This window comes from Pseudovibrio sp. Ad46 (genome assembly GCF_001623065.1).
Classification (GTDB): Bacteria; Pseudomonadota; Alphaproteobacteria; order Rhizobiales; family Stappiaceae; genus Pseudovibrio.
The window spans coordinates 45269-64344 of sequence record NZ_LMCG01000019.1 but is presented as its reverse complement, the minus strand read 5'-3'; the positions used below and the strand labels follow the sequence as shown (position 1 = coordinate 64344).

Genomic DNA, 19076 nt, shown 5'->3' with positions numbered 1-19076 from the left:
GAAGAGCACAAATGTGCTCTTCTCAAAACAATAATTTTTTCGATCTATTCAGCTATGAGCGTTTTCCTCATTGCGTCTACGATCTCATCGACATGACTTCGCTCTGCAATAAACGCTGGCGCCAGGATGGCTGTGTCCCCCGTCCATTTGGCGTGACAGCCGTTCCAGAACAGCTGCTTTTGCATCTCGTTGCCGCGGATGCCGGGTTTGCCGGGAAGCGGGTGAACCTCTACACCGCCCATAAGCCCGTAGCCTCGGATATCCTTCACAATCGGGATATCCTGCAGGGACCAGATTGCATCAAGGAAGTAATCGCTCAGCTCAGCTGCTCGTTCGAACAGGCCTTCTTCCTCGTAAATTTTAAGCGTCGCCAAACCTGCTGCACAGGCTGCCGGGTGTGCCGAATATGTGTAGCCATGGAAGAACTCGATGGCATTTTCTGGCGCTGCTTCGGTGATGGTTTCATAAACCTGATCCGACGCTGCAACGGCCCCCATCGGGATTGCTCCGTTGGTGAGTGCTTTTGCCAATGTGATGATATCTGGCATCACGTTGAACGCATCCACTGCAAACGGTTTGCCAAGACGGCCGAAGCCAGTGATCACTTCATCAAACACCAGCAGAATGCCGTGCTCATCACAGATCTGGCGCACGCGCTCCAGATAGCCTTTTGGCGGGACGAGCGTGCCAGTGGAGCCCGCAACAGGCTCAATGAACACAGCGGCGATTGTGGAGCCACCATAGGTCTCGCAGAAGCGCTGCAGATCATTTGCCAGTTCCACACCGGTTTCCGGCTGGCCTCTTGTGAAGGCGTTTTCCTCGTTCCACGTATGGCGCATCATGACGATGTTTGGCATGACAACCGGGAAAGTTTCGCGGTTTTTGACCATACCAGCCAAAGAGACACCGCCCATATTCACGCCGTGGTACGCCCGCTCACGGGAGACAAAGCGAGTGCGCTGTGCAGCACCGTTTGCACGATGATAGGCCATGACCATTTTCAGCGCGGTATCGATGGCCTCCGATCCTGAATTCACAAAGAACACGTGATTGAAAGGCTCTGGCATAATTTTGGTGAGTTTTGCCGCAAACTCAAAGGATGTCGGCTGGCCCAGCTGGAAGGGCGCTGTGTATCCGTTCTGCATCATCTGCGCATGAACGGCATCCGCAATCGACTTGCGCGCATGGCCTGCTGGCACATTGAACAAGCCGGAGGAACCGTCTACCAGTCTGTCACCATGCTGGTTCCAAAGGTACATTCCCTCTGAACGGGTGATGAGACGCGGTGCGCTTTTAAATTCTTTGTTTGCGGAAAACGGCATCCAGTGTTGCTCAAGAGAATTGGTTTTCGCTTGTTCAATCGGCTCTGCAAGGACACTCATCTCGATCTTTCTCCTAGAACACTGAGTTATTCGCCAACAGTTCCCCAGAGGTACTGTGAGAAATATCTTGTCGCCGAAATAATAGGTCAGATAGGTCCAGTTGTTCTTGACCATAGAGCCAGATGAACTCATGCTGATACTTCACTCGTGATTTGGAGGGAGGGGCCAGCCATGAGATACAGCTTGTTTTCCGTTGACCGGGATGACAGTACGACGCTGCAAAGCCAGATCAGGGAGATGCTCGTCTCTGCTATCCTTTCCGGCCAACTTGCTGAAAACACACCGGTTCCTTCAACGCGTGCGTTGGCGAAGCGGTTGAGTGTTTCGCGTAACACGGTCATGCTGGCCTATCAGGCACTGGCGGCGGATGGGTATCTGATTACCCGTGAACGATCCGGGTTTTATGTGTCGCCAGAGGTGATTGAGAATCTGGGACAGCTGCCTGATCGGGTCCAGCCCAAGGAACAAGTTCCCGGTGATCGTGTGGATTGGGCTTCTAAGTTGCGGCTTACACCGTCCACTCAATTCAATATTTTGAAGACCGAGAACTGGCACAGCTATCCCTACCCGTTCATCTACGGTCAGGTGGACCCAACACTGTTTCCAATCAGTGCGTGGCGGGATTGTGTACGTCAGACAATGAGCATCAAATGGCTGGATGCCTGGACGGACGATCGCTTTACGGCTGATGATCCGATGCTGATTGAACAGATCCAGCGGCGCATCTTGATCCGGCGCGGTGTGATTGCCGAATCTGACGAGATTCTGGTGACGATGGGTGCGCAAAATGCTCTGTTTCTGATCGCGCACTTGTTTGTGAAACCGGATACACCTGTTGCAGTGGAAGACCCCGGATATCCCGATGTGCGAAACATCATGCGTCTCAGGAGCTCCGACATTAGGGCCATTCCTGTGGATGAGGAAGGCATACGGGCCGACATGCTTGGGGATGCAAAGCTGGTGTATATGACGCCGAGCCATCAGTTCCCCACCAACACCACGATGACGATGAAACGACGTCGCGAGGTGCTGGAATGGGCGGCCCAGTCCGACGCTCTGATTATTGAAGATGATTACGAGTACGAGACCAACTATCGCGGGCAACCGACCGCTGCTTTGCGGTCTGTCGATGCATCTGGGCGGGTGCTTTATGTGGGAAGTCTTTCCAAGTCCATCATGCCGGGGTTGAGGATTGGGTTTATTGTGGCACCGAAGCCGGTGATCAAGGAAATCCGCGCCATGCGGCGGCTGATGCTCCGCCATCCGCCGGGCAACAACCAGCGCAGTGTTGCGTTGTTTCTGGCACAGGGCTCACAAGATGCGTTGATCAGCAAGCTGCACCATGCCTATTCAAGCCGCTGGAATGCGCTGAGCGAAGCTATGGAAACGCACTTTCCTGGCTGGGCGCAGGTTTCTGCGTTTGGTGGATCGTCCTTCTGGGTGAGCGGGCCACCTGAACTGGATGCGACAGTTCTTGCTCAAGAGGCGCTGAAGCAGGGCGTATTGATTGAACCGGGGAACGTGTTCTTTGCAGATGCGAACCAAGGTAAAAACTATTTCCGTCTTGGCTTTTCTTCAATCCACACCGATAAAATTCCAAAGGGCATAGAATTACTATCGGAGGTCGCAGATAAATTGCTGCGTCGCAGCACAAAAAGTAGCGATTGCTTATATACATCAGCATGAACATAGGATTCTTCGTTTATTTATACAGAAGAATCACTGTTATTGAGAAGCTCCGACCCAATCTTCCGCAGAGATATAGAGAATAATATTGGCAGATTGGGCACTTATAAATGAATACGAGTCGAGAAATACTGTCTGGTTCCATCGGGTTTCACCAACTGGCACTACCGGGACCTGCGGTTTCATAGTGTCCTCAATTGCTGAAAGCTTAGGTTTAAGGAAGTCCCAAGAATAGGGAACGCGTAAAAATAACGAGGGAATAAGAACTTAGCACCGCAGAGGGGGAATAGAGATGGCATTGAAGAAGCTTGCAGGAAAACTGGCTCTTGCAGCAGGTATGGTCGTGAGCCTTGGTATGAGCTCTGCTCACGCGCTTGATAAAATCACCGTAGCCTATTTTCTGGAATGGCCCACCGCGAACCAAGCAGCCCAGATTGACAAGACCTACGATGAAGCGCTGGGTCTGGAAGTTGAGTGGCGGGCGTTTGGCAACGGAAACGAGATGGTTCAGGCCATGGTTTCCGGTGATGTGCAAATTGCGTACAGCAATGGGTTCGTGCCTTTCGTTGTTGGTGTTTCCTCCGGTGCTCCAATCAAACTTGTCGGCGTCGCCGTGACTTATGCTGAGAACGACCTTTGCATTGTGCGCAATGACACCGGTATTACCAAGGCAAATGCCAAGGAGTTGGAAGGCAAGAAGGTTGCCACTCCGATTGGCAACGTCACCCATTACAAGCTGATCCGCACGCTGGACCATCTGGGCGTTGACCTCGCAAAGGTGATCCTTGTGCAAATGAACCCGGCTGATGCAGCAGTTGCTGTTTTGCGTGGTGATGTGGCGATGGGCTGCGCCTTTGGTGGTGCGCTCGACCGGATGAAAACGGTTGGCACTCCGCTGATGACTGGTGCAGAGCAGGAGGCCGTTGGCATCAATACCTTTGATGTAGTGAACGTGACCAGCGACTTTGCAGCTGAACATCCTGAGCTGGTGAAGAAGTTCATGGAAGTCACCAATCAGGCCAACACAGCTTACAATACAGACCCTAACGCCATGTACGACAAGATTGCGCGTGCTGCGGGTATGGACATTGAGCCTGCAAAGAGAATGATCGCGAACTTTGGCTTTCCAAGCAATGAAGAGCAGTTGAGTGAGAACTGGCTCGGCGGTGGCATTCAGGCTGCAGCAAAAGGCGTGGCGGATGTCATGGTTTCTGCTGGCGGGCTTGATGAAGCACTGGATGATTACTCCCAGTTCGTCGACGCCAGCTATCTTAAATAAAAAACTTTTGAAAATGGCGGGCAATGTCCCGCCATTCTTCCAATAAAAAGACCGGGCGAACCAGGCATTTTCCAAAGAACCGGGAGAAGCGCTTTGAGTGGAATAGTTGCCGACAATATCTCTATGGTGTTCACCCTTCCCAACGGTGATCAAGTCCATGCTCTCAACAACGTCAATTTGAATGTGAAGGACGGTGAAATCGTCTCCGTTCTTGGTCCATCGGGATGCGGTAAAACTACTCTTCTCAACATCATTGCAGGCTTTCTTCGCCCCACCTCGGGTAAAATCATCCGTGAGAATGTGGATGTGACTGGCCCTGGCTCTGACCGCGGAATGGTGTTTCAGCAGGGCGCTTTGTTTGAATGGATGACGGTTGAAAAAAACATTGCATTCGGACCAAAAATGGCAGGGCGACCTGCGGCGGAGACCAAACGCAAAGTGGACGAGCTTTTGCAGATTGTCGGTTTGCAGGATTTTGGCAAAAAGCCAGTCTATCAGCTCTCCGGTGGCATGCAGCAACGCGTCGCTTTAGCCCGTTGCCTTGCTAATGATCCGGAAGTGATCCTGATGGATGAGCCTCTTGGTGCGCTGGATGCTTTGACCCGCGAGAAAATGCAGAGCCTTGTGTTGAAGCTTTGGAAAGAGACCCGCAAAACCATCATTCTCATCACACACTCTGTTGAAGAAGCCTTGTTCCTTGGGGAGCGGCTTATTGTGATGGCCCCTCGCCCAGGCCGTATTTTACGTGAGTACGAGCTGCCGTTTGCGGACCGCGGATTGGTGGAGAGCCCACGCCAGATCAAAGCTTCCCATGAATTTGTGGAGACGCGTGAGGAAGTCCTGTCCCTTATTTGGGGCATGGAAGAAGAGATTATGGGCAACGACCAAGCACTTGAACCAGCATAGGAGGCCAACATGAGCAAACACCATACACCGCCTTCAGGAGTCTCCGTCTGGCTCGGGCTTAAAGACAATGTTTTCACGCAGCAGAAGACCGTTCGCTTTGGCGATGCCAGCGCGGTTAATTCAGGTCGGTTTTATTCGATCCTGACTGTTGTCATTTTACTATCTGCCTGGGGGATTGCCAGCGCACTCGGCATGCTGGAGAGCTTCTACTGGCCGTCTGTCAATGCAACTCTTACCCGGATGGGCAAGCTGCTTTCGGAAGGGTTCCGTAATGTCGCCTTCTGGGATCACATCGGCATTTCAGTGTTCCGCGTCCTTGGCGGCGTGCTGTTAGGTGCACTTGTTGGCATTCCACTTGGGTTGGCCATGGGGCTATCCTCAATTGCGCGTGGATTATTCGATCCAATCGTGGAGTTCATGCGCCCAATTCCGCCGCTTGCTCTGATACCACTGATTATCCTGTGGTTTGGTATTGATGAGACCGCAAAGATCTTCCTGCTGTTCCTAGCGTCCTTGTTTATCATGACCATTGCAGCACGGTCTGGCGTGAACAGCGTCAAGATCACCAAGGTGCATGCTGCTTATTCACTTGGAGCATCTCGCACACAGATCCTGTTTCATGTGATTTTGCCAAATGCACTGCCGGAGATTTTCACCGGCCTCAGAACAGCCATGGGTGTTTGCTGGGGAACTGTTGTTGCTGCAGAGTTGGTGGCAGCTGATAAGGGCGTCGGTTCCATGATCATGATTGCAAAGAACTTTTTGCAAACAGATACGGTGGTGATCGGGATCATGGTCATCGGGCTTATTGGGTACACCATTGAACTTGGTATGCGGTATTTGGAGCGCTTGCTCATTCCGTGGCAAGGCAAAGGCTGATTGCAACAAGAGGCCACTCAAGACCAGAAGGGGAGAGCTGAAAGGCTCTTCCCTTTTTTGTTTATCCACTTTGTCCTGAAACCTTGACTATGCACAAATAGCAGTTGATTTTATCCGCGGAAGCTCTCATTTTTGAAAGTGGGAATAAGCGTTGCTTGAGCAAATTTCTGCGCGACCTCATCCCCTACAAACTTAGAGACCTCCCGCCTTTGAAGAGCCATTACTCGACGCAAGCACTTCCGGGGCGGAATACCCAAAAGGTACTCGGCGCCTCGTATTTTCATTGGCAGCAGACCTTTTGCGGCACCTGATCGTTTGAGGAATTGTCATGAAGACCGTCGTAATTGCAGGTGCAACCGGCTATCTGGGTTCTTATCTCACCTCCTATTATCAGCGGCAGGGCTGGTGCGTTCGTGCTCTTGTGCGCAATGAGCAAGCAGCCCGCACGAAAGGCCTTGAAGCCAGTGAGTTTTTTGAGGGGGAAGTTACTCACCCAAACAGCTTGATCGGGCTGATGGATGATGTTGACCTTGTCGTCTCTGCGCTTGGTATTACCCGCCAGAAAGACGGCTTGAGTTACAACGACGTGGATTACCAGGCCAACAAAAACCTGCTTGATCTTGCAGTGGAGAACAGCGTCCCTCATTTTGCGTATGTCCATGTGCTGAACGCGAGTAAACTGCTGAATGTGAAACTCGTGCGCGCCAAACAGCACTTTGTTGAGGTGCTTCAATCCGCGCCAATCAAAAGCACAGTTATTTCTCCAAGCGGGTACTTCTCAGATATTGAGGAATTCCGGGGCATGGCGAAATCTGGTCGGGTTTACATGTTTGGTTCTGGAGACTTTCGCATCAATCCGATCCACGGGGCAGACCTCGCCACAGCTTGCTTTGAGATTATCGAAGAAGGGCAAGCCTACGCCGAGGTTGGTGGTCCGGTGAAGTATACCCACAACGAGTTGGCTGAGATCGCCTTTAAGAGCTTGAGCAAAAAAACCAGGATCACGCATCTCCCCAATTGGATCAGCATCGCACTACAGCGGGTGCTGGAGACGTTCACTTCCGTGAAAATTTATGGGCCGATCCAGTTTTTCCTGAGTGCCATGCGGATGGACATGATTGGAAAGTGCTACGGCAAAATCCGGTTGGAAGATCACTTTGCCCAACTGGAGCAAAAGGAAAAGCAAAATACTGGCTAGATTTCGCTAGTTGAAGGTGGGGGTTGCTGAACTGCGTGTTGCCATACGGTAACAGCTGCCTGGGTGCACAAGGCGTACATAAGTTATGCCCTGCCCTGAAATCCATGTGCGACGCTCAATCGTGAAAACAGGCTCACACTCTTGCAGCTGCAGGAGCCGTTGCTCCTCAGCTGTGGCTTTGTCGGCGCGGAAGACGTGCTCAATGTTTGGATGTGGGACGCGTTGTAGCAGCCATTCATTTGGGCCGATATCAGCAAAACTCTCCTGCGAGGCTTCAGGCAATGCTGAGATATTGATCCAGCGCACGTCAAGTTGCTGCGGAATGCCGTCACCATAATGCAAGCTTTTCAGAAAAAGAGCTTTCTCGTTCTGCTCCAATCCAAGCTGGGCACGAACATCTTCCGGCGGCAGGGCTTCCAGGCGCTCCAGTAGCAGGTACTTGTAAGACTGATCCTTGTTTTCGATTTCTTGTCGGATCACTGGAATAGAAATGGTTGCAGGATGGGACTTCGGTTGAACGACACGGGTGCCAGCTTTACGGCGGCGTTCGACCAGTCCAGCATCCGCGAGCTCTCGCATCGCGCGGTTGACGGTTGATCGGGTACACCCAAACTCCTCAGAAAGCGCTTGCTCACTTGGCAGTAAATCACCTGGCTGCCATTGCTGGCTGGTGATCCGTTCCTGCAAAATACCTCTAATTTCCTTATAGGATCGCAAGCGCTTGTCCTGTCGTTTTCATATGGAATTGATTGCGGCGTTGTTAGGCTGCTTCCAGCAAAACTGCAAGCTGTTCTCTGTATTTAGCCGTGATAGCTGCACGGTGGATGTGCTGTCCGTCTTTCACCATGTGGCGCCCGGCCGACCAGACATCGGACACGACACGGTCATCGCCTGCAAAAATCCAATAGTCGAGATATTGGTCTGGTCTCAGGCCTGCAAACTCAACGCGAGTGGTGTCGATTGCAACCACATCAGCCAGATGACTTACCTTCAACTCACCAGTACCCCGACCAAGCGCTTGTGCACCGCCTTTGGCAGAGGCCTGATACATGGCGGTGCCGACAGAGCCTTCTCCACACAACATGACATTGCGAGACTGATCACGCAGGCGTTGGCTGTATTCAAGAATGCGCAGTTCTTCAGAGAGCGAGATACGCAGGTTACTGTCCGAGCCGACACCATAGACACCACCAGCTTCGATGAATGTTGGGCCATTAAAGATGCCGTCGCCGAGATTCGCCTCCGTAATCGGGCAGAGACCTGCGACTGCACCAACCTTCGCCATGGCCACGGTTTCCTCTGTGGTCATGTGGGTTGCATGCACAAAACACCAGTTGTCTTGCACATCAACATTGCCCAATAACCATTCGATTGGCCGTGCGCCCAGCCATTCCTGAACGGCTTCCACTTCCTTCATCTGCTCGGAAATGTGGATGTGAACTGGCTTGCCTGCAAACGTGGAAGCAATCTCGCACAATTGAGATGGGTTGGTTGCCCGCAGTGAATGTGGTGCGATACCGACCTGACAGTCAGCGGGTAGAGTGGCAGTCAGCGTTTTCGACGCTTGCTCAATGAGTTGCAGATGACGTTCGAGATCATTGCCGAACCGTAGTTGACCGCCACTGAGTGGCTGCTCGCCTGCACCGCCGTAGGAATACAGCACCGGCAGATGCGTGAGGCCAATGCCTGTCTGGCTGGCAGCGGCAAAGATGCGGTCGCTCATTTCTGCAAGGGTGTCGTAGGGTGTTCCATCTGGTTGGTGATGGAGGTAGTGGAACTCACCCACACTGGCATAGCCAGCCTCTAACATCTCCATATAGACCAGCGCTGCGATTGCCTCAGCTTGCTCAGGGCGCAATTGCCCCAAAAAGCGATACATGAGCTCACGCCAGGTCCAGAAACTATCTTTTCCCTTTTGGCGCACTTCTGTCATGCCAGCCATTGCGCGTTGGAAGGCATGTGAATGCAAGTTGGCAGGAGCAGGACAGATCATTCTGCTTTTGCCGGAAACCTCTTCGCCTTCAGGTCTTACCCCTGTCTCAATGGCTTTGATTGTGCCATTGTCGTCCAAGCGCAAGCGCACATTTTCAGTTAGACCAGTGGGAAGTAAAGCCTGCCCTGCAAAGATGGTTTTCATTGCTCACTCAATAGGTTTGATGTGAAACGATGATCAGCTCAGATCATTTTTACATTAATAAGCATATACATAAATGCAACTCACACAACCACACCATTCTTCTAAGATATCACCATACAATGATAATAATGGCTGAATTTAGCTATTTATTCAACCTCCTCAGATGCATTGGCTCAAGAATTACGCACATTGCACATTTTTTATGTATAGACATTAAGCGATTTCCATGTAGATTTTTACTGAAGTGAATTCACGTGGAATCTCGGGAGGGTCCATGACAAGCGGGAGAACCGTACTCACCAACCTGACAGCTGCAACTCTTACTGAGCAGTCGGATGGTTATGGCCTGATCCATGGCGCAGCGATTGCCATTGAAGACGACACAATCTGTTGGATTGGCCCTGAGCAGGATTTGCCAGAGGACTGGAAAGAGGCTGGACAAACCGACCTTGGCGGACGCCTCGCAGCACCGTCTCTCGTTGATTGCCACACGCATATTGTCTATGGCGGTTCCCGCGCTCGTGAGTTTGAAATGCGGTTGAATGGTGCGACCTATGAAGAGATTGCCCGCGCCGGTGGTGGTATTCGTTCCACTGTTGCTGCTACGCGCGCTGCCAGTGAAGAAGACCTGTTAGCCAATGCATTGCCACGCGTTGATGCATTGCTGGCGGAGGGTGTGACACTTCTGGAGATTAAGTCCGGTTATGGGCTGGATCTGAATACCGAGCTGAAAATGCTGCGAGTTGCCCGCAAGATTGGTGAACTTCGGCCAGTCAAGGTCCTGACCACCTTCCTCGGCGCACATGCGTTGCCGCCTGAGTATGAAGGACGCAGTGATGCCTATATCAGCTTTGTTTGCGATGAAGTGCTCCCTGCTGTTCAGGCCGAGAACCTTGCCGATGCGGTTGATGCATTCTGTGAAGGGATTGCGTTTTCACCTGAGCAGGTCAGCCTCGTATTTGACCGGGCACAGGAGCTTGGCCTGCCAGTTAAAATTCATTCTGAGCAGCTCTCCAATCTTGGTGGCACAGCTATGGCAGCCAGCCACAAAGCGCTTTCCGCTGATCATCTGGAGTATTTGGATGCCGCCGGTATTGCGAGCATGAAGGAAGCAGGAACTGTTGCCGTTCTGCTGCCGGGCGCATTCTACTTCCTGCGTGAAATTCAACATCCTCCTCTTCAGGAATTGCGCGATGCCGGTGTTCCTATTGCTCTGGCGACAGATGCCAATCCAGGGTCCTCTCCCCTCACCTCACTTCTGCTGTGTATGAACATGGCATGCACCTTGTTCCGCATGACACCGCAGGAAGCGCTGGCTGGGATTACTCGCAATGCAGCCCAAGCACTGGGGCAAGCGGAGACTTGCGGGACTTTGGAAGCAGGCAAGCAGGCAAACATTGCGATCTGGGATGTTAAGGAGCCAGCCGAACTGGCCTACCGGATCGGGTTCAACCCACTGAACCGCCTGTATTTCCTCGGCAAAGACATCACAAAAACACAAGCAAATTAAGCACTGAGGCATTCATGACTAGTTCCCCCACCGTCTCTTCCAAACCAAAGCTGGTTTTAAAACCGGGAGAAATTGCGCTTTCTCAGCTTCAGCAGATCTATCGCACTGAAGCCAACGTAGAACTGGACCGCTCTTGCAAAGAGGGTGTTGAACGGGCTGCAGCTGTTGTGCATGCAGCGGCACAGGGTGACACACCGGTGTATGGGGTGAATACGGGATTTGGGAAGCTTGCTTCTGTCAAAATCCCTAGTGATGATACTGCTACCCTACAGAGAAACCTCATTCTTTCGCATTGCTGCGGCGTTGGTGATGTGCTGCCGCAAAACATTGTGCGTTTGGTGATTGTGCTAAAACTCGCCTCGCTGGGTCGCGGCGCATCCGGTGTGCGGTGGGAGTTGATTGAGTGTCTTGAGCAGATGCTGGCGCACAATGTTGTGCCAGTGGTTCCTGGTCAGGGAAGTGTGGGGGCTTCCGGTGACCTGGCTCCACTTTCTCACGTTGCAGCTGTGATGCTCGGTGAAGGAGAGGCCTTCTTTGGCGGTGTGCGCGTTTCTGGCAAAGAAGCGATGCAGTTGGCTGGTATTCCGACTATTCAACTGGCAGCGAAAGAAGGCCTTGCGCTAATCAATGGCACGCAGGTTTCAACTGCACTTGCTCTTGCGGGTCTGTTCCAGGCACATCGTCTTGCGAAGACTGCGTTGATTACCGGTGCTATGTCCGTTGATGCGTTGATGGGCTCTGGCGCTCCGTTCCGCCCTGAGATCCAAGAGCTGCGCGGTCATAAAGGCCAGATTTCTGCCGCCGCGACCATTCGCGAGCTGATGTCTGGCTCAGCGATCAGAGAAAGCCACCGCGAGGATGATGAGCGCGTGCAAGATCCGTACTGCCTGCGCTGTCAACCTCAGGTGATGGGCGCTGTACTGGGGCTTCTTGCTCAGGTTGCTTATACGCTTGAGATTGAAGCCAATGCAGTGACTGATAACCCGCTTGTTTTCAAAGACGGCTCCATTGTTTCCGGCGGCAATTTCCATGCTGAACCGGTTGCGTTTGCTGCTGACCAGACCGCTCTCGCCATTTCCGAGATTGGCGCAATCTCGCAGCGCCGGATTGCTACGCTGGTTGATCCAGCGCTGAACTATGGTCTGCCGCCGTTCCTGACACCAAATCCGGGCCTCAACTCCGGCTTTATGATCGCGGACGTGACCTCTGCTGCCCTTTACAGCGAGAACAAACAGCGTGCGGCACCTTGCTCCGTAGATTCAACGCCGACCAGTGCCAATCAGGAAGACCATGTTTCCATGGCAACCCATGCGGCGCGGCGTTTGATTGATATGAATGCGAACCTTTCCCAGATCATCGGCATTGAACTGCTGATGGCCGCTCAGGGCATTGAATTCCGCGTTCCGCTCAAAACCAGCCCAATCTTGCAGGAAGTTATCGCAGCCGTACGGACTGAGGTGGAAGAACTGGAAGATGATCGCTACATGGCGCCGGATTTGGAAAAAGCGGCTGAACTTGTTGCTTCTGGTCGAATTTTTGATGCTGCCAACAAAGCTCAGTTTTTCAAGTTAGAGGAGGCCTAATTGACCTATTCTTTCTCCCCTCTGATCAAACGAGGCGACAGCCCGATTGTGCTGGCTCAGCCGCATGGGGGCACTGATGTGCCTTTAAACATCTGGGACAGGTTCAATACAGTGGGACAAGCGCTGGCCGATACGGACTGGCACATCAATCGCCTTTATGATGGCCTACTGGAAAACATGAGTGTAATCCAAACACCGGTGCATCGCTATGTGATTGATGCCAATCGCGACCCTGCAGGTGCCTCGCTTTATCCGGGGCAGAACACGACCACTCTTTGCCCGCTGACTGACTTTGACGGACGCCCGATTTACCGTGACGGGCAAGAGCCATCTGAGGATGAAGTTGAAGAACGTCGCGCAAAGTTCCACGCACCGTATCACGAGGCGATTGCGGAAGAGCTGGAGCGTGTGCGGCAGAAGTTTGGTGTTGCTGTTCTTTACGACTGCCATTCCATCCGCTCCAACATCCCGTTTCTGTTTGAAGGTGAACTACCAGTCTTCAACATTGGCAGTAATGTTGGGCAGACCTGTGCTCCGATGATTGAGCAAATCACCGTTGATGCTTGCCGGCAGGATGACAGCGTGGAAACGGTGGTCAATGCCCGCTTTAAAGGCGGCTGGACTACACGCCATTATGGCAAGCCCGAGACTGGCATGCATGCCATTCAGATGGAGACAGCGCAGCGGGCCTATATGTTTGAGCAGAGCCCGTGGGCTTACGCTCCAGAGCGCGCGGACAAGACACGCACCACTCTCAAATCCATTCTTACTCAGTTAGAAGCGCAGGCCCTTGCAGGGGCATTTTCAAACGCCAGTACAAGTCGCTAACGGAGCCGACAATGACCGATACGCTCACTCAAGACCCTCGCAAGAATACGCGCGATATCTTTCCACCAACCGGGCCAGAGTTGAATGCCAAAAGCTGGCTGACGGAAGCACCGTTGCGCATGCTTATGAACAACCTGCACCCTGATGTGGCTGAAAACCCGCATGAACTGGTGGTGTATGGTGGCATTGGCCGTGCTGCGCGCACATGGAAAGATTTCGACACCATTGTCGAGAGCCTCAAAAAGCTGGAAGCTGATGAAACCTTGCTAGTTCAATCCGGCAAGCCGGTTGGTGTGTTCCGCACGCATGAGAATGCACCACGTGTTTTGATCGCTAACTCCAACCTTGTACCGCATTGGGCAAACTGGGATCACTTTAACGAGCTGGATAAAAAAGGTCTGGCAATGTACGGCCAGATGACTGCTGGTTCGTGGATTTACATTGGCTCCCAGGGCATTGTTCAGGGCACTTACGAAACCTTTGTTGAGGCAGGTCGTCAGCACTATGGTGGAGACCTGAAGGGCAAGTGGATCCTGACTGGCGGTCTTGGCGGTATGGGGGGCGCTCAGCCGCTTGCTGCAGTCATGGCTGGTGCGTCTTGTCTGGCCGTTGAGTGTAACGAAGACAGCATCGATTTCCGCCTGCGCACCAAATACGTCGATGAGAAAGCCAAGACGCTTGATGAAGCGCTGGAGATGATTGAGCGCTGGACTGCAGCTGGTGAGGCTAAATCCGTCGGCCTGCTCGGTAATGCAGCTGACATCTTCGCAGAGCTGGTTGAGCGGGGCGTTCGTCCGGATATCGTGACAGACCAGACGTCTGCTCATGACCCGATCAATGGATACCTGCCACAGGGCTGGACCATGGCGCAGTGGAAAGAAAAACGCGAGAGCGATCCGAAGGTCGTTGAGAAAGCGGCCCGTGCCTCCATGAAAGTACATGTGAAGGCGATGCTGGACTTCCATGAGCGCGGTATTCCGACGGTAGATTACGGCAACAATATCCGTCAGATGGCATTTGAAGAAGGCTTAGAGAACGCCTTCAACTTCCCAGGATTTGTCCCTGCCTACATTCGTCCGTTGTTCTGTAAAGGTGTTGGTCCATTCCGTTGGGCAGCGCTTTCTGGTGATCCAGAGGACATCTACAAGACAGACCAAAAGGTGAAGGAACTCATTCCTGATGATCCGCACCTTCATAACTGGCTGGACATGGCGCGGGAGCGTATTTCCTTCCAAGGGCTGCCAGCACGAATCTGCTGGGTCGGTCTGGGTCAGCGTCATCGTCTCGGTCTTGCGTTTAACGAGATGGTTCGCAATGGCGAGCTGAAAGCGCCTGTTGTGATTGGTCGCGACCATCTGGATTCCGGCTCTGTCGCCTCTCCAAACCGCGAAACTGAATCCATGATGGATGGCTCTGATGCTGTTTCTGACTGGCCCCTGCTTAATGCGCTGTTGAACACTGCTTCTGGCGCAACATGGGTGTCTCTGCACCATGGCGGTGGTGTCGGCATGGGCTTTTCCCAGCATTCCGGCATGGTGATTTGTTGTGACGGAACGAAAGAAGCTGATGAGCGTGTTGGCCGTGTGCTGTGGAATGACCCTGCGACAGGTGTCATGCGCCATGCGGACGCAGGCTACCAATTGGCAATTGATTGCGCCAAGGAGAATGGTTTGAACTTACCATCTCTAGGTAAGTAACTGACTCGGGAGCACAAACCTTTCGTGATTGAGTCAGTTCCTCCATTTCCGGGCAAACTAGTCTAGCCGCGTATTCTGGCACTCCAGACTTTAAACAAAAACCGATGAGGGACCGCAGTTCGCGGCCCCTTGTTATTCTAATTTTTGAGGGGAAAAATTATGAAAAGACGTGATTTTCTTAAGGGTGCAGGTGTTGCCGCAACTGGCGTCGCCGCTGCTTCTGCTTTGGCAGCTCCGGCTGTTGCTTCCGACAAGATCAAATGGAAGATGGTTACCTCGTGGCCAAAGAATCTTCCGGGTCCTGGCGTTGCAGCGCAGATGCTTGCAGACCGTATTACCATGCTTTCTGGTGGCCGCATTGAGGTAAAACTCTATGCAGCTGGTGAGCTGGTTCCGGGTCGTGGTGTGTTTGATGCAGTATCGGAGGGAACTGCTGAACTTTACCACTCTGTCCCTGCATACTGGGGCTCCAAGTCCAAAGGCTTCCTGCTGTTTGGTTCTCAGCCTTTCGGTTTGACCGCAGATGAGCAATATGGCTGGATGGCGCATGGCGGTGGTCAGGCTCTCTATGATGAGATGTATGCCCGCTTTAACCTGAAGCCGTTCCTGTGTGGCAACTCAGGCCCACAAGCAGCTGGTTGGTTCCGCACCGAAATCAACTCGGCTGAGGACCTGAAAGGTCTGCGCTTCCGTACCACCGGTCTTGCTTCTGAGATGTGCACCAAGATGGGCATGGCTGTTCAGGCAATGGGTGGCCGCGACATGTTCCAGGCGCTTCAGACAGGAACACTGGATGCCGGTGAGTTTATCGGTCCCTGGACGGACTCTGCTCTAGGCTTCTATCAGGTTGCCAAGAACTATTACTTCCCGGGTGTGGGTGAGCCATCTTCAGCTGAAGAATGTGCTGTGAACTCTGAGGCTTACAATGCTCTCCCTGATGACCTGAAGCAGGTTGTCGCGTTTGCGTGTTCCTCGCTCTACAACGATGTTTGGACTGAATACACCACCAACCATGCTAAGGCTTTGAAGATGCTGGTTGCGGAAAAAGGTGTCATGGTTCGCAACATGCCAGAAGACGTTATTCTGGCAATGGGCAACGCTGCTGGTGAAGTGATTGGCGAACTGCGTCAGAACGATGATGAACTGGTGAAGCGCATCACTGAGAGCTTCCTCACCTATCGTGAATCCATGAAGGAATACAAACCTCTGGCAGATAATGGTCAGATGAATATGCGCCTTCTGGACATCAACTACGGTTAAGTTGCAGTGTTCTGGCAAACTGCCAGTTTGTCAGAATTTTCAGCGCGATATTCAGTCGGGGTACATCACCCCGGCTGCTCTCCTGCTTTCCTCAGTTTAGTACGCTCCTTTCTCCGAAAGCCAATAGCTATTTTTCGAAGGTGCGCTCTAGAAAGCCAAGAAAAAACTCTGGCCTGATCGGATTCTACCGATGACCTCTGTTGTCTTGAAACTCGACGCTATCAACCGCATGGTTGGCCATACCATTCGTTGGTTTGCGTTGTTTATGTTGCTTTTGCAGTTTGCGATTGTTTTGCTGCGCTATCTGTTTGGCATCAGCTACATCTTTCTCGGCGAAGGCGTGCTCTACATGCATGCCGCCGTTTTCATGCTTGGCGCGGGCTATACGCTTCTGGCTGACAAGCATGTGCGCGTTGACATCTTTTATGGGCAGGCCTCACCTAAGGCCAAAGCCATCATCAATCTGATCGGTGCCTTGCTCTTTCTGTTGCCAACTGTCGGGCTGCTGCTCTGGATCAGTTGGCCGTTCGTTTCCAACAGCTGGAAGATCCTAGAGGGGCCGATCTCTGTTGGCGGCATACCTGCGAGCTTTTTGCTTAAGAGCCTTATTCCAGCATTTTGCGGCCTTCTGATCATTCAGGGTATTTCTGGCATTTTGCGCGACGGCCTCTTCTTGTGTGGTGTTGATGTTGAGGAGCCAAAGCTGTGATTGAGTTTCTCGATATCTTTATGTTCGCTGGCTTGTGCTTTGCGATTTTGCTGGGCTACCCCGTTGCCTTCACAATTGCTGGTGTGGCCGTTCTCTTCGCAATTCTTGGAGCGCTGGCTGGCACGTTTGATACCGGCCTGCTGGGTGCGCTTTCGCAGCGCATTTTTGGCACGATGACAAACAACGTGTTGATTGCGATCCCGCTCTTTGTCTTCATGGGGCTTGTGCTTGAACGCAGCCGCATTGCTGAAGACCTGCTGGAAGAAATGGGCAAGTTGTTCGGTTCTCTTCGTGGCGGTCTGGGTATTTCCGTTGTGCTCGTTGGTGGGTTGCTCGCAGCTTCCACTGGTATTGTGGGTGCAACTGTGGTGACGATGGCGTTGATTGCTTTGCCCACTATGCTGCGTAATGGCTACGATCCGAAACTAGCTGCTGGCACGGTTTGTACAGCTGGCACTTTGGGGCAGATTATCCCTCCTTCAACGCTTCTGATCATTCTTTCTGAGGTGATGTCCAACGCCTATCAGCAGGCTCAGTTTGCTGAGGGCAAGTTCACCGTTGAGACAATCAGTGTGGGGCAGACATTTGCTGCAGCGCTGGTCCCCGGATTGATGTTGGTGGGTGTTTACATCATCTATTTGCTTGTCCGCGCTTATCTTCAGCCTAGCTGTGCGCCTGCTATGGACAAGCAAGTGCTGGGCACAACTTCAGTGCGCCGTATTGCGTCTGTGCTCATTCCACCTGTGGCGCTGATTATTGCTGTTTTGGGTTCTATTCTGGGCGGAGTTGCGACACCAACAGAAGCTGCCGCGGTTGGTGCTGTTGGCGCTTTGCTGCTTGCTGGTTTCCGGCTGAGCAACGGCAAATCCAACCTCCTGCTCGGAGCAAGCGTCATCGCATTGCTGGCAGTGATTACTCTTGCAGGCTTTACGACTATTCGCTTGCAAAAGAGCGAGCTGACAGCTGCGGACTGGGGCTTGGCGTTTGTTGCGATTGTGCTGTTGATCATCGGCATCAGTGGTCTGCTGCAAAGCGTGATGCGCATGTGGCGATCTCAGCTGTTAGCGCCAGTGATGACCAATACGCTCTCAATCTCGGCCATGATCTTTGCGACTATTATTGGTGCGAGTGTGTTCTCGCTGATCTTCCGCGGCCTTGGTGGTGATACACGTATTGAAGAGCTGATTTCTGCGATGCCAGGCGGTGAAATGGGGGCCTTACTGTTTGTAATGGCCTTGATCTTCGCACTGGGCTTTTTCATGGACTTCGTTGAGATCTCGGTGATCTTGCTTCCGATCGTTGGCCCAACCCTGCTGATGATGGGCTTTGATCCAATCTGGCTCTCCGTAATGATCGCCATCAACCTGCAAACCAGCTTCCTGACGCCACCGTTCGGGTTCTCTCTGTTTTACCTGCGCGGGGCAGCACCGCCAGAGATCACAACAGGCATGATCTACAAAGGGGTGTTGCCTTACATCCTGCTGCAGATTGTCGGGATGGCACTGGTCTGGTTCTTCCCTCAGATAGCAACATGGTTGCCGTCAGTTTTGTTCTGATCGCAGGGCATCATTTGAAGTTGGGAAAGGCTGGATATCGCGTCCAGCCTTTTTTCATGGGTTCATTTCCATAAAGCTCTCCGGCGGGATCCAGGTTTCGGGCATATGCTTGTTGGCCCATCGGCACATTTCCTGAAGCACAGGTAGGATGTCCCTGCCCGTCTCAGACAAGAGATATTGGTAGCGTTTTGGGTTCGGTTGATAGAGCTCTTTTTTCACCAATCCAGCCGCTTCCAACTGGTTGAGGCGCACTGTCAAAACGCTCGTGGTTATCTTCTCCGGTGAGCTCAGAAACTCTGAAAAGATCTTCTTTCCATTGAACATGTCGCGCAGAATCAGGAGGCTCCAACGGTCTCCCACAATATCCAGCGTATTTGCGATCGGGCAGCCGGAACGGTTTTCGGTTGACATACCGCCAATCTCTCCTATGGTGAATAGTGGCTTGCAATTTACAAGTCACCAAGTC

At 52.5% G+C, this 19076-nt stretch carries 16 protein-coding genes; 12 read left to right on the top strand and 4 right to left on the bottom strand.

Translation table 11 applies throughout. From position 1 onward, the window contains the following. Positions 1–44: 44 nt before the first annotated feature. On the bottom strand, positions 45–1382 hold the full coding sequence (locus tag PsAD46_RS04690) for an aminotransferase class III-fold pyridoxal phosphate-dependent enzyme (protein WP_063306255.1): 1338 nt from the start codon (positions 1380–1382) through the stop codon (positions 45–47). A gap of 171 nt (positions 1383–1553) precedes the next feature. Here PsAD46_RS04690 and PsAD46_RS04685 point away from each other — a divergent pair, with 171 nt between their 5' ends. The 5 genes from PsAD46_RS04685 to PsAD46_RS04665 all read left to right on the top strand — a co-directional run bounded on the left by PsAD46_RS04685 (position 1554) and on the right by PsAD46_RS04665 (position 7330). Then, the gene (locus PsAD46_RS04685) at positions 1554–3068 is read left to right on the top strand and encodes a PLP-dependent aminotransferase family protein (protein WP_063290949.1); all 1515 of its coding nucleotides are present in this window, start codon (positions 1554–1556) and stop codon (positions 3066–3068) included. 292 nt (positions 3069–3360) lie between these two features. Then, a complete protein-coding gene (locus PsAD46_RS04680; protein WP_063306254.1) occupies positions 3361–4347 on the top strand; it encodes an ABC transporter substrate-binding protein in 987 nt (328 codons plus the stop codon). A gap of 123 nt (positions 4348–4470) precedes the next feature. Then, positions 4471–5253 carry an ABC transporter ATP-binding protein gene (locus PsAD46_RS04675; protein WP_057464093.1) on the top strand — a complete coding sequence of 261 codons (783 nt, stop codon included), beginning with the start codon at positions 4471–4473 and terminating at the stop codon, positions 5251–5253. A 9-nt stretch (positions 5254–5262) separates the two neighbouring features. Beyond that, the gene (locus PsAD46_RS04670) at positions 5263–6132 is read left to right on the top strand and encodes an ABC transporter permease subunit (protein ID WP_057464094.1); all 870 of its coding nucleotides are present in this window, start codon (positions 5263–5265) and stop codon (positions 6130–6132) included. A gap of 328 nt (positions 6133–6460) precedes the next feature. Continuing rightward, positions 6461–7330, top strand: coding sequence for an SDR family oxidoreductase (locus tag PsAD46_RS04665; RefSeq protein WP_063306253.1), 870 nt, complete (start codon positions 6461–6463; stop codon positions 7328–7330). 6 nt (positions 7331–7336) lie between these two features. Here PsAD46_RS04665 and PsAD46_RS04660 read toward each other — a convergent pair whose 3' ends face one another. Further along, the gene (locus PsAD46_RS04660) at positions 7337–8047 is read right to left on the bottom strand and encodes a UTRA domain-containing protein (RefSeq protein ID WP_063306252.1); all 711 of its coding nucleotides are present in this window, start codon (positions 8045–8047) and stop codon (positions 7337–7339) included. Between the two features lie 43 nt (positions 8048–8090). Continuing rightward, on the bottom strand, positions 8091–9467 hold the full coding sequence (locus PsAD46_RS04655; protein WP_063306251.1) for a formimidoylglutamate deiminase: 1377 nt from the start codon (positions 9465–9467) through the stop codon (positions 8091–8093). Positions 9468–9741: 274 nt separating this feature from the next. On the opposite strand from PsAD46_RS04655, the gene hutI reads away from it, so the two are divergent. From hutI to PsAD46_RS04620, 7 genes are all read left to right on the top strand, one after another. Beyond that, positions 9742–10977, top strand: a complete 1236-nt coding sequence (gene hutI, locus PsAD46_RS04650; RefSeq protein WP_063306250.1) for an imidazolonepropionase — start codon at positions 9742–9744, stop codon at positions 10975–10977. A 14-nt stretch (positions 10978–10991) separates the two neighbouring features. Then, a complete protein-coding gene (hutH, locus tag PsAD46_RS04645; protein ID WP_063306249.1) occupies positions 10992–12560 on the top strand; it encodes a histidine ammonia-lyase in 1569 nt (522 codons plus the stop codon). Continuing rightward, positions 12561–13388: an N-formylglutamate deformylase gene (hutG, locus tag PsAD46_RS04640; RefSeq protein ID WP_084404336.1), complete on the top strand. Its 828-nt coding sequence runs from the start codon at positions 12561–12563 to the stop codon at positions 13386–13388. Between the two features lie 11 nt (positions 13389–13399). Next, the gene (hutU, locus tag PsAD46_RS04635) at positions 13400–15085 is read left to right on the top strand and encodes a urocanate hydratase (RefSeq protein ID WP_063306248.1); all 1686 of its coding nucleotides are present in this window, start codon (positions 13400–13402) and stop codon (positions 15083–15085) included. Positions 15086–15244: 159 nt separating this feature from the next. Further along, complete coding sequence (locus PsAD46_RS04630) at positions 15245–16345, top strand: TRAP transporter substrate-binding protein (RefSeq protein WP_057464101.1); 1101 nt, start codon at positions 15245–15247, stop codon at positions 16343–16345. A 190-nt stretch (positions 16346–16535) separates the two neighbouring features. Further along, positions 16536–17054, top strand: coding sequence for a TRAP transporter small permease subunit (locus PsAD46_RS04625; protein ID WP_063286674.1), 519 nt, complete (start codon positions 16536–16538; stop codon positions 17052–17054). After that, on the top strand, positions 17051–18610 hold the full coding sequence (locus PsAD46_RS04620) for a TRAP transporter large permease subunit (RefSeq protein ID WP_084404335.1): 1560 nt from the start codon (positions 17051–17053) through the stop codon (positions 18608–18610). The genes PsAD46_RS04625 and PsAD46_RS04620 overlap by 4 nt, the downstream gene beginning before the upstream one ends. Before the next feature lie 54 nt (positions 18611–18664). Here the strand turns inward: PsAD46_RS04620 and PsAD46_RS04615 are convergent, their stop codons facing one another. Beyond that, positions 18665–19021: a helix-turn-helix domain-containing protein gene (locus tag PsAD46_RS04615; RefSeq protein ID WP_057464141.1), complete on the bottom strand. Its 357-nt coding sequence runs from the start codon at positions 19019–19021 to the stop codon at positions 18665–18667. Between the last annotated feature and the right edge of the window lie 55 nt (positions 19022–19076).

What these genes read in the sequence shown, in the direction of transcription:
- PsAD46_RS04690 (WP_063306255.1), bottom strand. Translation starts at nt 1,382, where the DNA reads ATGAGTGTCCTTGCAGAGCCGATTGAACAAGCGAAAACCAATTCTCTT.
- PsAD46_RS04685 (WP_063290949.1), top strand. Translation starts at nt 1,554, where the DNA reads ATGAGATACAGCTTGTTTTCCGTTGACCGGGATGACAGTACGACGCTG.
- PsAD46_RS04680 (WP_063306254.1), top strand. Translation starts at nt 3,361, where the DNA reads ATGGCATTGAAGAAGCTTGCAGGAAAACTGGCTCTTGCAGCAGGTATG.
- PsAD46_RS04675 (WP_057464093.1), top strand. Translation starts at nt 4,471, where the DNA reads ATGGTGTTCACCCTTCCCAACGGTGATCAAGTCCATGCTCTCAACAAC.
- PsAD46_RS04670 (WP_057464094.1), top strand. Translation starts at nt 5,263, where the DNA reads ATGAGCAAACACCATACACCGCCTTCAGGAGTCTCCGTCTGGCTCGGG.
- PsAD46_RS04665 (WP_063306253.1), top strand. Translation starts at nt 6,461, where the DNA reads ATGAAGACCGTCGTAATTGCAGGTGCAACCGGCTATCTGGGTTCTTAT.
- PsAD46_RS04655 (WP_063306251.1), bottom strand. Translation starts at nt 9,467, where the DNA reads ATGAAAACCATCTTTGCAGGGCAGGCTTTACTTCCCACTGGTCTAACT.
- hutI (WP_063306250.1), top strand. Translation starts at nt 9,742, where the DNA reads ATGACAAGCGGGAGAACCGTACTCACCAACCTGACAGCTGCAACTCTT.
- hutH (WP_063306249.1), top strand. Translation starts at nt 10,992, where the DNA reads ATGACTAGTTCCCCCACCGTCTCTTCCAAACCAAAGCTGGTTTTAAAA.
- hutU (WP_063306248.1), top strand. Translation starts at nt 13,400, where the DNA reads ATGACCGATACGCTCACTCAAGACCCTCGCAAGAATACGCGCGATATC.
- PsAD46_RS04630 (WP_057464101.1), top strand. Translation starts at nt 15,245, where the DNA reads ATGAAAAGACGTGATTTTCTTAAGGGTGCAGGTGTTGCCGCAACTGGC.
- PsAD46_RS04625 (WP_063286674.1), top strand. Translation starts at nt 16,536, where the DNA reads ATGACCTCTGTTGTCTTGAAACTCGACGCTATCAACCGCATGGTTGGC.
- PsAD46_RS04615 (WP_057464141.1), bottom strand. Translation starts at nt 19,021, where the DNA reads ATGTCAACCGAAAACCGTTCCGGCTGCCCGATCGCAAATACGCTGGAT.